Annotated in this window: 13 protein-coding genes; 3 read left to right on the forward strand and 10 right to left on the reverse strand. The window is 39.6% G+C overall.

Features of this window, described 5'->3' with window-relative positions; all coding sequences use genetic code 11:
* Positions 1 to 42: 42 nt before the first annotated feature.
* The 4 genes from DI076_RS04425 to DI076_RS04440 form a co-directional block, all read right to left on the reverse strand.
* Positions 43 to 378, reverse strand: coding sequence for an STAS domain-containing protein (locus tag DI076_RS04425; RefSeq protein ID WP_002975418.1), 336 nt, complete (start codon positions 376 to 378; stop codon positions 43 to 45).
* 93 nt (positions 379 to 471) lie between these two features.
* Complete coding sequence (gene tgt, locus DI076_RS04430; RefSeq protein WP_108958788.1) at positions 472 to 1,587, reverse strand: tRNA guanosine(34) transglycosylase Tgt; 1,116 nt, start codon at positions 1,585 to 1,587, stop codon at positions 472 to 474.
* On the reverse strand, positions 1,587 to 2,024 hold the full coding sequence (locus DI076_RS04435; protein ID WP_238761753.1) for a Fur family transcriptional regulator: 438 nt from the start codon (positions 2,022 to 2,024) through the stop codon (positions 1,587 to 1,589). The genes tgt and DI076_RS04435 overlap by 1 nt, the downstream gene beginning before the upstream one ends.
* A 67-nt stretch (positions 2,025 to 2,091) precedes the next feature.
* Positions 2,092 to 2,643, reverse strand: a complete 552-nt coding sequence (locus tag DI076_RS04440) for an LPS assembly lipoprotein LptE (RefSeq protein WP_108958790.1) — start codon at positions 2,641 to 2,643, stop codon at positions 2,092 to 2,094.
* 124 nt (positions 2,644 to 2,767) lie between these two features.
* Here DI076_RS04440 and DI076_RS04445 point away from each other — a divergent pair, with 124 nt between their 5' ends.
* Positions 2,768 to 4,579: a M23 family metallopeptidase gene (locus DI076_RS04445; RefSeq protein WP_108958935.1), complete on the forward strand. Its 1,812-nt coding sequence runs from the start codon at positions 2,768 to 2,770 to the stop codon at positions 4,577 to 4,579.
* On the opposite strand, the gene greA is transcribed toward DI076_RS04445, so the two are convergent.
* The 5 genes from greA to DI076_RS04470 form a co-directional block, all read right to left on the reverse strand.
* A complete protein-coding gene (gene greA, locus DI076_RS04450; RefSeq protein WP_108958791.1) occupies positions 4,552 to 7,317 on the reverse strand; it encodes a transcription elongation factor GreA in 2,766 nt (921 codons plus the stop codon). The genes DI076_RS04445 and greA overlap by 28 nt on opposite strands.
* Positions 7,318 to 7,521: 204 nt before the next feature.
* Positions 7,522 to 8,508 carry a flagellar filament outer layer protein FlaA1 gene (flaA1, locus tag DI076_RS04455; protein WP_108958792.1) on the reverse strand — a complete coding sequence of 329 codons (987 nt, stop codon included), beginning with the start codon at positions 8,506 to 8,508 and terminating at the stop codon, positions 7,522 to 7,524.
* 17 nt (positions 8,509 to 8,525) lie between these two features.
* Positions 8,526 to 9,242, reverse strand: coding sequence for a flagellar filament outer layer protein FlaA2 (gene flaA2, locus DI076_RS04460; RefSeq protein ID WP_100744622.1), 717 nt, complete (start codon positions 9,240 to 9,242; stop codon positions 8,526 to 8,528).
* An 11-nt stretch (positions 9,243 to 9,253) separates the two neighbouring features.
* Positions 9,254 to 9,490, reverse strand: a complete 237-nt coding sequence (locus DI076_RS04465) for a PurA ssDNA and RNA-binding domain protein (protein ID WP_015678642.1) — start codon at positions 9,488 to 9,490, stop codon at positions 9,254 to 9,256.
* Between the two features lie 155 nt (positions 9,491 to 9,645).
* Positions 9,646 to 10,116 (reverse strand): cyclic nucleotide-binding domain-containing protein, encoded by a 471-nt coding sequence (locus DI076_RS04470; protein WP_100744621.1) that lies wholly within the window; start codon positions 10,114 to 10,116, stop codon positions 9,646 to 9,648.
* 190 nt (positions 10,117 to 10,306) lie between these two features.
* Here DI076_RS04470 and DI076_RS04475 point away from each other — a divergent pair, with 190 nt between their 5' ends.
* Positions 10,307 to 10,927 (forward strand): response regulator transcription factor, encoded by a 621-nt coding sequence (locus DI076_RS04475; RefSeq protein ID WP_108958793.1) that lies wholly within the window; start codon positions 10,307 to 10,309, stop codon positions 10,925 to 10,927.
* A 3-nt stretch (positions 10,928 to 10,930) separates the two neighbouring features.
* Here the strand turns inward: DI076_RS04475 and DI076_RS04480 are convergent, their stop codons facing one another.
* The gene (locus DI076_RS04480) at positions 10,931 to 13,327 is read right to left on the reverse strand and encodes a hybrid sensor histidine kinase/response regulator (RefSeq protein ID WP_439957268.1); all 2,397 of its coding nucleotides are present in this window, start codon (positions 13,325 to 13,327) and stop codon (positions 10,931 to 10,933) included.
* Positions 13,328 to 13,503: 176 nt separating this feature from the next.
* On the opposite strand from DI076_RS04480, the gene DI076_RS04485 reads away from it, so the two are divergent.
* Positions 13,504 to 15,087, forward strand: a complete 1,584-nt coding sequence (locus DI076_RS04485; RefSeq protein WP_108958795.1) for a helicase HerA-like domain-containing protein — start codon at positions 13,504 to 13,506, stop codon at positions 15,085 to 15,087.
* Positions 15,088 to 15,101: the final 14 nt, after the last annotated feature.

Below are 15,101 nucleotides of genomic sequence, written 5' to 3' on the forward strand. Positions count from 1 at the left end.
GGGGGGTAAAAAAAAGAGAGAAGCGCATATACGCTTCCTCTTTTATTTGAAAGCTGTGACTGCTTCGTCTTCGCTATCGAAAATTTCAAAAAATGAAGTCAACTTTGTGAGTTCAAATACCTTACGGACAGAACCTGCCACGTTGATGATCTTTAATCCACCTTGGTATTTTTTCAGGTTGGACAAACTTGAAATTAAAGCTCCAATTCCGGAAGAGTCGATATAAGATACCTTCTCGAGATTGATGACGATGCAATACTTTTGTTCTTCGATCAATTTGGCAATTACATCCTTGATCTCAGGCGCGTTATAAAGGTCGATTTCCCCGTTAATATCGAGTACTACGATTTTATCTTTTTCCCTTCTGGTGATTTCCATGTGTGTCTAGAGACTCCTCAATGAAGCTACAATCAATGTAGAAATGACGGTACAATTGCATTCAAAAAAAATAGGTACGTCAACCTAATAATTTTAGCTACCAAACAAATTTTTCCAATGGTCATAAAATGGCCGAAAATTGCCTGTTTCTATGGACTTTCGCATCTTTTCCATGAAGCTTTGCATAAAAAATAAATTATGGTAGGTGGATAAGGAAAACGCGGTTAATTCCTTTACTTTATGTAAATGGCGAATGTAACCAAGACTATATGTTTTACATACCTTACATTCACATTCGGGATCAATGGGCAATTCACTCAATCGATGGGATTCATTTCGTAGGTTGATTTTGCCTCTCGATGTAAATACTTGCCCATTTCTCGCGTTTCGTGTTGGCAAAACACAATCAAACATATCGATCCCATTTTTGACTCCTTCTAGGATGTCCACAACAGTTCCAACACCCATCAGGTAATGTGGCCTTTGTTTGTCCAAATAGGAAGCCATACATTCCAATATACGAATGTATTCCGGCCGTGGTTCCCCAACACTGAGTCCCCCAATGGCAATCCCAGGGAAAGCTATGTTTTGAAGGGTTTCTAAACTCTTCAGCCGCAAGGATTCGTTCACACCACCTTGGACAATCGGGAATACATTTTGCCCGTTTGGATTTTCCATCCAATACTGATACGATTCCTTGGCCCACCGATGTGTCCTTTCCAGGGCAAGTTCCAATCGTTTGGTATCACTACCATAAGGAGCACAGTCATCGAGAACCATCATGATATCGGAACCAATGGACCGCTGCACATCAATGACAGAAGCAGGTGTGAATTTATGATAACTCCCGTCAATATGGGATTGGAAACGAACACCGTCGTCTTCAAATTTAAAAAGACTCGCAAGGCTAAAAACTTGAAACCCACCGGAGTCAGTGAGTAATGCTTTTTTGTAAGACATGAAATTTTTGAGACCAGCAAAATGGTCCAAAACTTCTTTCCCTGGTTTTAAATACAGATGGTAAGTATTGGCAAGGATGAGCTCGTATCCCAGTTCATTGATGTCTTCGGATGTAAGTGACTTGATGCTTCCCCGAGTACCCACTGGCATAAAAATAGGTGTTGGGATTTGAATCCCACCTAGAGTTAATGTACCAGTCCTTGCGTACGATCCAGGATCGTAGACTCCTTCTTTAAATATCGAAGTCACTACTTTTTGTTCTTATGTTCGCAATTTGCAAAGTTCAAACAATTCCCGAAAATATTCAAACTATGCCCCGTGATGGTAAACCCATTTTCAGAAGCAGCTTTGTTTTGTAATTCTTCAATCCTTTCGTCGATAAACTCAACAATCCTACCACATTGCATACAAATGATATGGTCATGGTGTTCGTGACCAATGATGTGTTCGTAATATTTATAATCCTTACCGAAGTCATGTTCTTCGAGAAGCCCGGCTTCTACCATAATCGCAAGGATTCGGTAGATGGTAGCCTTTGAAATGCGGTCTTTATTGTCTTTCAGTTCGTCTAGCAAACCTTCCGCCGTAAAGTGGTTATGAGAAGAAAAAATCTTTTGCGCAACTAACAAACGTTGGTTTGTAATTTTTAAACCTTTTTCTTTGAGATATTCTTCAAAGGCGAGCATCTCTTTTTTTGTGTCTTCATTGGTAATAGGATCGTTTTGCAAGGGTTAAATCTCCTAAATAATTAAATTAATTCAATACACCAGAGAGAGAATAATACCAAGCCCTTTCTGCTTCTTCCGCAATTCGAAGGGCCATCACACGTAACAGTCGATTTTGTGCTTCTAGTTCTGATTCTCGATACCCAATTTGGGTCGAAAAATGCACTCTTCCAGGAATTTCACTTCGTTCCATAGGAATTTTGACTCCCGTTTCGGCTTCAATGATTTCCACTCGAGTGACCACAAATAATTCAGAAGTGATGTGTTGGTCAGCCAAATCCATGAGATCCCCCACTTTTTGGTAGTGGACAATTTCCGCATACAAGCGGTATTTCGCGAGAGTTTTTTCGCGAGTTGTGATGAACCTTCCTCTCCGATCAATCTCTTCCATGATCATTTGCGTCAGACGGGTGTGCATCCCAGGTGAATAGGTGTTGTTTCTTACATTTTGAATGTATAAAAGTCTTTTGGAATCGGGAACGGGAACTCCATCGATTTTTGGTGGTCTACCTGGTTCCTTAAATAGAAAAGAACAACCAGAGACGGTAAGAAAGAGTAAAATGATGACACCTTGTTTCATGGGAATTTGTTCCCTGTCATACTAGGTCTCAAGTCTAGTTTGTCAAGGGAATCGAAACCGAAGAGAATTTCCTTTTCTTCAAGGAAAGGCATGACAAAGTATGCGGTTGGTTTCTACTTTTCCCATGCGGCCTAGAGAGATTTTTACTTTTGGACTATCCTTAGTTTTTTTGGTACCCACCTTATTTGCTGAATCAAAAATTCCAGAAATCCCTCATTCAGAAGTTGGATTTCCGTTACCATATTATTCTCCCGTTTCTGGAACTTTTGCTGAAATCAGAAACCATAATCTACATTTAGGTTCAGACTTTAAATCGTATGGCTTAAACGGCCACAATATCTTAGCCACTTTTGACGGTTATGTGGAAGAAATCAGTTATTCCAAAACAGGTTATGGACTTTCATTAAATTTATACAATCCTAAATACAAAATCAAATCAAAGTATGCCCACTTACACTCCTTTGGTGGAACCTTGTATGAATTAGAACTCTTAAGAAGAGCCCTACTCCTTATGGGAGACCCGACAGGATTCCAACTCAAACTTCCTCCTGGAATGTTTGTTACCAAAAAAGGCAATGCGATTGGAAAAACTGGGGAAACTGGATCTGGCCCTCCTCACCTTCATTTAGAATTTAGATCTGAAAAAGGAAATATCAATCCGCTATACTTTGCTGAAATCCACCAAAAGGATGTCACTCCCCCAACCATCGTATCTATGTTTTTAGAAGGAGACGGATTGGAAAAACCACTACTTCTCACTGCTAAAGAAATTGGGAAGGGAAAATTTGAATTGTATACAGAACAAGGAGATAAATTCTCTCCTATCCAACTAACAGGAAAGATACGAATCCGTTTAAGTGGTTATGACAAAATTCGATCTAGAAACAAAAACAATGTTTATGGAATGGATCTTTTTGTGAACGGGAAATCCGTTTTCTCAAGAAACTTTGACTTTTTATCCTTTGAAGATAAATCACAAAAACACCAATTTTACGATATCAATCGATCTTCGTTGTCTCCACCTGTTTATTTTTATCATATGTATGAACAACCAAAACTCTTTAAAGAGGAAGGTTTTTCGATCGATCTCAGTTCATTTCCGAAAAAAGATAAGGTCCAAGTCCAGGCTTCATTAAGGGATGCCACAGGAAATGTGTCTTCTGTATTTTTTGATATTATCCATGAAGAGCAAACATTGGATCTCAGCGTAAAACCTATTAGCAAAAAAACAGGAAACAAATACAAATCATTGGATGGAGTTATCTCCATTGATCTAACCAAAGCAGAGATTTCAGGTGATGGTAGTTTACTCATCACAGAGCTATTAGAAAAAGAAATTCCATTTAAAATCCCAAAGGGACTTCCTTTAAAAGGTAAAATTTACCAAGTTGAAACCAAACGAATGAGTTGGAAAGGGGAAGGCCAGGGAGAGATGAATTTAGGCTTTACCCCTTCTATCAAAGATTCTTTATATTTTTTTGATTCTTCTATTGGCAAATTCCAAGGTATACAACCAAAACGAAAACCCAATGGTTTTAGTTTCAAATTAACCAAAGTTGGATTTCTTATGGTTTTATCAGACGAAACACCACCTAACGTTTTTCCTATGACCTCAATTGCAAGGTACATTGAACTCCCAGAAGTACGAAACCACTGTTTAGAAGAAAAATACTATGGATTATCGGATGTGGGAAGTGGGTTTAAAACGAATGTAGAACTACTGGTAGATGGGCAAAGTTTTCCGTATGAATATGATCCCGACAGGGGTGCGATTCGCGTTCTCATTCCTAAGAGTTTACAAAAAGAAAGGCCTTATCTTCTTTTGGAAGTTAAGGCCTCTGATTTTGCTGGAAACAATTCCGAGCCGTTTTTGGATTTAATTTCTACAAATGGTTGGAGGGAAGACCTTCAGGCTTCCTGTCCAGTCATTGAGTAACGAGCGATATCCAATACTTCGTAAACCGTTTCTGTTGCACCGAAAACTAGAGTCGCTTCATTGCCTGTATTTTTACCAAGTAAAGACTTCGCAAGTGGTGATTGGTAAGAGATGATATTCTTTTCAGTATCCGCATCCCATGCACCTAAGATGGAGTAAGTGACAACCTCACCAGTTTGTTTGTTTTTCAAACGAACTGTGGTTCCAATTCCTACTTTTTCTGTTTTTACATCACTTAAATCTAAGATACGAGCACTTTTCAGTTCTGCTTCCAAACGTTTGATCGCTGCTTGGAGTTGTACTTGTTTTTCCATCGCTGCTTTGTATTCTGCGTTCTCACGTAAGTCCCCTTTTTCTTGGGCCTCTCCGATATCACGAGAGTTTTCAGCCATCTCAACATTCACAAGGTGTTCAAATTCAAGTTTTTTCGCATTAAATGCGCGTCTTGTTACAAGAACCACATCGTGTGGAAGGTTTGCCAATGGATCGTCATCTGCATCTTCTTCTGAATCATACTCATCCCATACAATGTTTGGTTTGAGTTCGTTAATGAGTGCATACAACTGGTCTTTTTCTAAATCAGTCACATAAGGAACTTCTTTGAATAGAGCAAAAAGTTTACGAACATACTCATCATCAGCATTGGTTAAGATGTCACGAAGAAGGCTATTGTCTTTTCCGAACAAAATGTCCATCGCTTGGTTTTTGAGTTTCGTTCCCTTGTCCTCAATTTTGGCAAGAGGTTTTAAGATACGGAATACACGAAGAACTAAGTCTTCTTCACTTACCTTTAACCAATCAAATTTCCAAGTATGAGATAAAATCGATTTTGCTACCCAAAGGAAAACTTCTGGGTTTTCTTTTGATTTGTTAGATACAGTTTCTACAAACAAATTGAGTTCTGCATACTTTTCATCAGCAACTAAGTTTTGGAATACAGATCTGTTTACCTTCACTGGAACTTCGAAAAGTAATCCAATGAGGATATTGATTGCTTCTGGATGGTGAGCTCGGATGAGATCTTTAAACCCTTTTTTGATATCTGTATTTTCTAAGGACTTAGAAATTTTCAGAGCATCTTCTTTTGTCAAAGTTTGGATGAGGGTTTTTAATTCTGGTTCACGGATTCTATGTGAAAATTCTTCCGTAGGCCAAGCCTTTCCTGCCTCTTCCAAATAAAGGTAAGCAGAAATTTTTCGAATGATATCTCTTGCTGATTCTTCTTCCACATAATGGGAGATAAAAAATTCACCAGCTTCGGCTGCTTCATCAGAATCACGCACTGCTTCCATTGCGATTTCCAATTTTTTATTCACATCATTGGTAGCTTGGAATTTTTGTGTGAGTGTTTCGGAGTGAGTGATCGGTTTTTCATGGTAAACCACTTCATCCTTTTTCTTAGGATTCATTCCGATGTTGGCTTCTTTTTTGAGAACGGTTTTGACTTTTGCCCACCATTTTGACCACTCATCTGCTTTCAAAAAAGTTCCAATGAGTTCATTCTTCATATCAGAAATGAGCATTCGGTTTTCGTAAGAAGTGAGGAGTTGTTTGAGGAATTCAGCCAAGTTCTCTTGGAACATGGCAGTGATGCCTTTTTTATCTTCGTAGTGTTGTACCCAAATATGATCTTTTTTCAAAGGTTTGAGAGAAGTGATCGCCATTTGGATCGAAAGTTTGTGGTCTTTCTTTTCTTCAAAATCAACAAAGATAGAATCTCCCGTTTGAGAGATGGATGTAATTTTACCTACACCCCAGTTTCTATGCATTACATAGTTACCGGTATCAAATACGATGTTACGTTCGAAATTTGTAATACAAAGTTTAACAGGCTTACGGTTGTTACCAAGTTCACTCATCTTTAGGAAATCTTCAAGTAACGAGTGCGCCGCATATTTTTGTTTATAAGAACGAATGAGTTCGTTTCTTGCTTTTTGCGAAGCAGGTTCGTGTTCTAAAATTTTCTTTAAGAAGTAAATGACATGATCCCAATCTTCCATTGCCTTAAAAGGTTCAACGATTGGGTAAAGGAGACCAACTAACCGAGTTTTTTCTCTTTGGCCAAGGAGGATCCTTTCAATTTTGTCAAAAAAAGCTACGTCTTCATAGTTGTTTTGAACGATGGTAGGCCAAATTTCTTCCATCGGAACGTATTCTTTGTTTTTTGCATACATCTCAACCGCAAGTTTGAGATAAGACATCGCTTTTGGTTTGTCTTCTTCCATAATGGAGAATCCATACTTCTTTGCGATCTCTGGGTTTTTACGGTCTTGTTTTGCTAATTTTTCTAAAACAACTTTGAGTTCTTTATTTTTTTTAAGTTTATCGAGTGCTTCTGCTTTCACACGGAGAGCAAGTCTATGGTCTCCAAAACGTAAAATAGAATCAGTAATGTATTCAATGATGGTCCATTTTGCATGTGCTTTAAAAGAATCCAAAATGTTCTTCACCAAATTCGCATCACCCATGGAATCTTCCATGAAAGAGATGATCATTAACATGTATTTGGCGGAGATTGATTCAGGGTGTTCTTTGAAATGGTCTTCGATTTTTTGTTTAGCTTCCGCTAAACGATTTTCTGCCTTATATGCATCAATGACATCGTCAAAGATTTTGAATTTAGAAACGGGCACCGTTCCTGCATCAGCACGAACATAAATTTCCTCATTAAATAGAGGTGTTAGTTTGTCGTTCTCGGCAATTTTGTTTGATTTGTCTTCGGTAATAGTCTCAGGCATGAAAAGAATCTCCCTCTTCGTATTTCCAATAAAGGGTGTTCATAGTTCCTATAAAGTTGTTACGGTAAATTTAGCGATGAATCCGCGAAAAGAACAGTCCTAGGGTTCATTTTCCAGGTCCGTTCGATTCTGTAAAGCCAAAAAACCCAGCCGATTGGCTGGGTTTTCCTGGTCCAAGTAGATTCCCTTGGAGTGAAAAGGGATCTATTTGTTTTGGGAAGAACCGTTACTTCCCCCACAATCACGCACTTTTGCGCCAGTGGAGATCGCTCCCGATTTTTGGAGCATTTGCTCCAACTTCACTTTGTTTTTACAATCCTCTTCATCAAAGTCAAGGTTTGCTCCATCAAAGTGAACTTCGAATGTATCCGCAAGGACACGTAGTTCATCAAAGAAAAGGTAAACAGTTTCAGGTCCAGTATTGTGTCTGGAACGAATTTTGAACTGTTTGAAGATCAAGTTTCTCGTTGCAGGGAAAGCATTTGCTTCCTGCGGGATCCCTGGAGGGATGATGATATGGAGTGGTCTCCATCCAACAAAGTCAAGAGATCCGAAAGGGAAAATATGGCTATTGCCGTTATAATCTTCTAACCAACCTTCCAAATCGTATTCATTTCCACGACCAAGAACCCAAACAGAAATGGCTTTTACGTTACCAGGTGCTTCAATTCCATACACCTTTTCCAATTTCTTTTTGTTGTCTGCGTCAATATAAGGACGAGCTCTTGTGATTTCGTATTCAGGTGCACGAGGCGGACGAACGGTCACGATGTTGTTTCCTGGAAAGGTAAATTGGAATTTCACTGCCAATACCTTTGCATTCCCAGCATCTACGTTTTTTACGTCACCAGGTTTTCCTGGCACCAATTTCACTTCTCTCATAACGAGAGGAGACTTCACAGAGTCATTGAGTACGGGTGAATACTTATTGTTTTCATCGTACTTCATGTCTCCCGATCCATCTTTGTTCACACCGTCTTTATCGGTGAAAACTTCCCAACCGTAAGGTGCGGAAGCAACTGGATTGTCCCAAGATTCAATGGTAATTGCTTTTAGTTCTAAAGCTCCAATATCATTTCCAACTGGTGTTGCCACTCCATTGGATACTTTGTATTGCGCTTGCGCAAAACCGATAAGTGCAACCGAGGTTAGCGCTACTAAAGTTAGGATTTTGGTATTTTTGTGTTTCATTGTTCCCGTCTCCCCGCTTACCAATTGTCCTTAATTTCAGATCCAGGGTATTTTGCTTCGGATCTGTCTGTTCTCACTTGCAAGTCATCTACATAAAAGTAAAAGTCCCCTGCTACTTCGTGAACATCGGATGTCACAAAAAGTGAAACAAAATGAAGGTTTTTATCTAAAAGAGCAAATCTAGAACTTTGTGGGATGAAACCAGGAACAGTTGCTGTCAACTTTCTCCATCCAAAAAAATCCAATCGACCCAAACGGATATTATGTGTTACGTCTTTATAATCTCTGAATTTAGCAAATAAGGTGTGTCTGTATTTTCTTCCAAGAACCCATACAGAAATTTGTCTTACTTTCCCTTTGATGATGTATTCATGCGGAGGGTAAAGTTCCACACGATCCAACCCTTTAGCAGCAAAATGAGTTTTGACTCCTAAAATATGGTTTTTTTCGAGTTTGTCACCGCCATCTTCTGGAACGGTTTTTTCATCGAATACATCTTTGATGAGCCCGCGTTGAACGAGTTTCAAAGTTCTTGTTTCTCCGAGTGGAGTGGTTGCTTTGACTCTCCAATCCTCAGCCTCTTCGAAATCATCTAAAACGATTTTTCTAAGAGGGCTATCCTCATCATTTGCAGTGTTAGCTGTATTTTGTCCGCCAGTATCTGCCTGTGCGTACAACATTCCTATTGAAAGGAAGAGGCCTAACAACAGTTTGGTCATTCCTAATTTCCCCATGAAACTCACTCCTAAAAGGCTCCTAACTCCGGGTCTTTCGTATTCTCATTATCGGCTATCCGGCTTTTAAATTGATGCAAGATTTCGATCATTCGATCGATTCCTTCCGCCGGAAGAAAGATCGAGGATTTTTTGCTATTCGACCATTCCGATACTTTCAGGTAAAATCCAGCCTGGTTTTTCTTCAAATCCACCAAGAAAGTCTTATTTTGTGTTACGATCTTCTCGGTTAGGATTTCGGGGTCCACCATGCATTCCTTCTCCCTGCCTACGATAATAGTATCGGTTTGCAAAACCCATTCCTTAGCTGTAATAGGAAGAAACTGAGGAATGGAAAAGGTTTTTTCGAATGTGCGCAATAAAAAATACTAATTTAGTATCATTTTGTCTCTAAGACAAGGTTTTACGCAAATCGTTTTCGCAGTTCCCTTGCGTACGCCAAATCGTGCGTTAGTTTTCGCAGCCTTCGGATGTAGTAATGGGTGACTTCTTTGTAAAATTTAAGTTCCATTTCCTTATTTTTGGAAAACATATCATGTAAATCAGCGTAACGAAGTTCGTAGAGTTCGGAATTTTCTTTGGCTTCGACTTTGGCAGACCGTTTTTCATCATCAAAAAATGGTAATTCCCCAAAGTGATCCCCTTCTCCGAGAGTGATGAGGTTCACATCGTCCCCATGGCTTGTAGAAGTGGAGATTTGTAAAGTTCCATACTTCACAATGTACATAGATTCAGCATCTTCGCCCATGTCGTACAAAACATTTCTAGGAGGTAGGTGGACTTCCCGAATCTTTTCAGCGATATGTAATAGTTCATCTTGGTTTAACTTTTGGAAGAGATATATTTTTTTGAGACTCTCTACTTTAGTATTCATTCATTCTCCTAGGATCTTTCTGAACATGGGGGAAACTTCCTGTTTTTGCAAGAGAAAATTAAGTAGAAAGACCCATGATTTTTTCTGGACAAATGAAACGGAATAGTACTAATATTTCCAGTTCTCCTCGTCTACTAGGGGGAAACGCTAGGAAGAAAACAGAATCCTAGATCCAGATAAAGGGAAATTTATGACACCTAAAAAGAAGGTATTACTCGTTGAAGACCATGCTGTGACCCGGGTCGGCGTTAAACATGTCGTGAATGCTTCAAATGATTTTGAAGTGGTTGGCGAAGCGGAACATTCGTCGCAAATTGCAGGCCTGCTTTTAGAAACCAAACCAGATTTTGTCTTACTCGACCTTCGCATTCCTGGAGAAAATGTTCTCAATATGGTGAAGGATTGGAAAAAAGATTTACCACAATTAAAAGTGGTTACCCTCACTATGCTCGATGAACAACCGATAGTCCACTCGGCTATTGAAGCTGGGGTTGATGGATACCTTTTAAAAAGCGATGATTTGAGTAGCCTTACTAAAAACCTAAACGAAATTGCATCGGGGAAAACAGTTTATTCTAAAAACCTAAAACTCAGTTTCAATCGCAAACCACAAGATGGGAAGGTAGCCAATAAAAAGGAAAAACAAATCCTTACCCTTCTTGGGCATGGAAAAACCTACCAAGAAATCGGAACGGAAATTGGCCTTTCCAAACGAACTGTGGAATACCATGTGGGACGCCTCAAGGATCGTTTTAACGCAAAAACCGTTGCCGAACTCATTGGACGTGCCAAAGAACAAATGTTAATCTAACTCTCAAAGGTCGAGGAGTCGTTTGACAATCTCGACCAATTTTGCATCAGGAGATGTTTTGGATAAAAAAGCATCTCCTCCTAGTGCAATCACTTCTGTTTCTAATTTAGTACCAGTGTTTGGATCTGTATGGGAACTTGACACAAGTAAGGATCTAATTTCTTCCATCTCAGGATTCGAATACAAATCTCTTAAAAAATCGATTCCTGTTTTTTCCGGCATCGAAAAATCCACAATGATGAGATCAGGTTTGAGTCGAGAGACCGAATACAATGCATGGTCAGGGTATTCTTCTTCCCAAATGATACAAGGTAGGTCTTTTAAAACCTTTCTGATTTGTTTTCTATAACCTGGATTGTCATCCAAAATGAGGACAATTTTTTCAAAATTAGGAAGTAAGATTTCGACAGAAGTGCCTTTCTCTTCTTCGGATTGGACCACTAAATGGGCACCATGGCGATCGGCCACTTCCCGACAAAATGCAAGACCAACCCCTGCTCCCATTTCGTCAGCAGTCCCTTTTCTTACAAAAAGAAATCCTTCTTCTAACACATGTTCGGTCCAGTAATTTGGCATTCCAATTCCAGTGTCTGTGACTTTTAAACTCCAATGTTTATTGGATTCGGTAAGGGTAACTTCTACCGTTCCTGATTCTTTTGTGAATTTGACTGCATTGGTGAGAAGGTTCCAAATCAAATGTTCGATGAGGTTCGGATCCCCAATCCCTATGGAGGAATCTTCCATATGGGTGATGACAGTGATGTTTTTGGGTTTTGCCATTTCTTGGACACGTTCGATGAGTTGGTCTGTGATTTGGCGGAAGTCAAACAGTTGGTAATCGGGGAAAACGGCCGCATTTTGGAACCTTGAGTATTTGATGAGTTCTTCCACCATACTCAAGATATTTTTTAGACCAGTTGATGCTTCTCCTAATACCTGCTTTGCTCTTTCAGGGGAAAGGGAAGGTGGTGATTCAGTGAGTAAATTGACTACAGAAGAGATTCCAAAAAGTGGAGACCTGATGTCGTGAGAAACAATGGAGATAAATTTATCCTTTAACTCACCCGTTTTTTCTGCCTTGTCCTTTTCTTTTTTGAGTTCGAGGGTTTTCCATTCCACTTCTTTGCGTAAATTAAGTGTGAGGTATTCTGCTGTTTCCCAAGTATGTGCGTTTTGTTTGGAAATCACAATCGCAAGGCACATGGCAAAAATTCCAAATCCAAGGTCGGTGATGAGCGGTAAATCCCATCGTTTGAAAAAAACTAATGAATCATAGATGGTTGCAGAAAGAATCACCAAAGTACCAAACGTGATGTAAGCTCCAATGTAACGTGATTCTCTGTGAAAGGTGGAACGAATGGCAGCAACAAATGCAAAGAGTAAAATCACAACCATGTATGCTTGGCTGATTACCAGTAAATTTGTATAAATCGCGTAAGGTGTGGTTAAGATGATGAGAATCTCAATGAAAATGGGAGCCATCAAAATACGTTTAAATTTTGAAGGCACAAAATGTGGTTGGATTTGGAAAAAGAAAAGTAAACTGAAAATTTGGATCCCACAAAAGGCAAGGTATTCTAACCTAATTTGTAACATTTCCAAAAAGTCACTGCCGACAAACCAATCCCTGGAAACCCTTTCAAATAATAAAATTCGAACGAGCCAAGAAAAACACAATAAGGCAAACCATAAGGGAGATTTATCTTTTCTTCTATGAATGAACAAAAATAAATGTGTGACAGCTAACACCAAGAAGGCGCCAAAGAAAAAAGATTTTTTTCTTTCTTTGAACCGAAGGTATAAGATGGTTTTCCCCACTTCTCCTAGGATGGGAGAATAATAAGGACCACCACGAGAGTACAAATAATTCGAGATTTGTAAATACAATACCGTAGAAGGTGTGGCTCGAAAGGATCGACCAGTTTCCAAATAGTAACCTATCGATTCCTCTTTTGTTTTGGCAACTTTGCCAGCAGAACCTAACAAAACAAGGCCACGTTCCTGATTATGATAGTACATTTTGTACGCAGAAGAAGCTTCGCGTAAATATACCATTAGGTTCATAGGTTCTTTTACCTGTAATTTGAGCCTATAGGTAACAACTCCATGCGCAGGAAGGTTTTGGTTCACCCAATACCCAGGGATAGCGAGTGTTTGTGGGGGTTTTTGGTCGAGTGCCTTAAACTCAGCTTCTGATTCTGGCATTTCCCCAGGAAACGCATGCCACTCACCTGCCAAAGGAAAGGGTTCTAGGGAATTTAGATCTTCCTGCGTGAGATCCAAAACCCCATTTTGGATGGTTTTGGCCGAGGATAAAGAGGGAATCCCTCGGTTACATTGTACGAAGGGAAATAAAAGAAAAACTACGAAAAGTAGATAAACTCGTTTGGTTGTGAGAATCCGTTCCACATCCAAAGAGTAAAAAGATTTTGGAAAAACTCAAATCATATTAGGATTACTACGAGAAATTTGTGGCAAAGAACCAAGTTCCCCAAGGACTCGTGCCTTTTTTCCGTACTAGAAAACATTGACTTCGGTGGGAAACAAGTCGAACTAGTGGATTTTCGAGGGAACGAATGGCCAAACAATCTGATGCATTTACAAAAAAAATCGAGGAAGGATACCCAAGTGATGGATCCTTATTCCTTGGTTGTGGGAAATTTGATGGGGATACTTTCCCCGAGGCCAAAGTACAAATCCCCCTTTCGACGTTAAACCGCCATGGTCTCATTGCTGGTGCGACGGGTACAGGGAAAACAAAAACCTTACAACTCCTTACCGAATCACTCTCTGATGTGGGAGTTCCAGTGGTGCTTATGGACATCAAAGGTGACCTTTCTGGTCTAGGAGCCGAAGGGGAAGAAAATGATAAAATCAAAGAACGTACAAAACTATTAGGCGTGGATTGGAAACCTAGTGCTTACCCTGTAGAATTTTTATCCATCTCTAAAGAACCAGGAGTGAGATTACGAGCTACTGTTGCTGAATTTGGTCCCATCTTACTCTCTCGGATTTTAGAACTAAACGATACACAAAGTAGTGTTGTTTCGTTAGTGTTTAAGTACTGTGATGATTTGGGATTACCAATCCTTGACCTCAAGGATTTTAAGAAAGCACTACAATACATTAACGACGAAGGGAAAGAAGAATTAGAAAAAGAATATGGAACTGTTTCTTCTCAAAGTGTCTCCATCATTTTACGTAAGTTAATGGATCTAGAAAGCCAAGGTGGAGAAGATTTTTTTGGTGAACCTTCTTTTGATGTAGAAGACCTATTAAAAACAGAATCAAAAAAAGGAAAAATTTCGATTGTCCGCCTAACAGACATCCAAACAAAACCCCGACTTTTTTCAACGTTTATGTTATCCCTACTCACTGAAATTTATGCAAACTTCCCTGAAGAAGGGGATTTGGAAAAACCTAAACTTGTTTTATTTATTGATGAAGCACATTTGGTGTTTGATGAAGCTTCGAGTGATCTACTGAAACAACTCGAAACTATGGTGCGCCTCATCCGTTCCAAGGGAGTTGGGATTATCTTTTGTACACAGTCTCCAACCGATTTGCCAAAAGAAATTTTAGGGCAACTAGGACTTAAAGTACAACATGCTCTTCGTGCTTTCACAGCAAACGATCGCAAAGCGATTAAAACTGCCGCAGAAAATTATCCTGAAACGGACTTTTATGATACCAAAGAAGTGATCACTGAACTTGGGATCGGTGAAGCCTTTATCACTGCTCTCAGTACAAAAGGATCCCCCACTCCCCTTGTCCACACTCTACTTTCACCACCCAAATCTCGGATGGGGACTTTATCTTCCAAGGAACTAGAAACTTTGATTGGGGAATCCGATATGGTCAAAAAATACGAAAACTCTCTCGACCGCGAAAGTGCCCACGAGATGCTCACGAAAAAAATGGAAACCATCGCTTCTGAAACAGAAACAGCGGAAGAAGAGGCAGGAACGAAAAAACCCAAATCCAAACGGGCACTGGAAAAGGAAGACCCAAGTTTTGTGGAAACCCTTTCCAAAAACCCACTCGCCAGAGAAGTCGGAAGGACAGTGGCAAAAGAAGTCACAAGGGGACTCCTCGGAATGCTTGGGGTCACTCCCAAACGGGGTTCCAAACGGAAAAAAACAGGGTTATTTGGATTCTAATCCTTTTTTGGCAC

This window comes from Leptospira ellinghausenii, from assembly GCF_003114815.1.
Lineage (GTDB): Bacteria > Spirochaetota > Leptospiria > Leptospirales > Leptospiraceae > Leptospira_A > Leptospira_A ellinghausenii.